The 268-nt window shown below is 36.6% G+C and carries 1 protein-coding gene; it reads right to left on the bottom strand.

Features of this window, described 5'->3' with window-relative positions:
• A partial coding sequence (locus C1G53_RS03350; RefSeq protein WP_330847461.1) for a JAB domain-containing protein occupies positions 1 to 268 on the bottom strand: 268 nt, incomplete at both ends.

The raw sequence follows: 268 nt of genomic DNA, 5'->3' as shown, positions 1-268 counted from the left end.
ATCGATGTTGCCATACATTTTACTGCGTAATGCAAAATTTCACGTGGTTCTGCAATGCTACGATTAACACTCCCAATAAAAATCGTTTTTTGACTGATAATCTGGTTCTGTGTATTGAGATAAAGTGCAACTAGATGCTCCTGCTTCTTATGCCCGATTTCATGAATCATCTTACGTCCCAACTTCTCACTTCCCAAAATTCTCTCATTTAAGAGTAGCTCTGATTGATTGATACGTTTTCCAAGTTCAATCATAGCCTTAATTTCAA

Source organism: Streptococcus suis, assembly GCF_002960445.1.
In the GTDB taxonomy this organism is placed as follows: domain Bacteria; phylum Bacillota; class Bacilli; order Lactobacillales; family Streptococcaceae; genus Streptococcus; species Streptococcus hyiners.
Note: the sequence above shows the minus strand (reverse complement) of the source record. Positions and strands in the feature narration are given on the sequence as shown.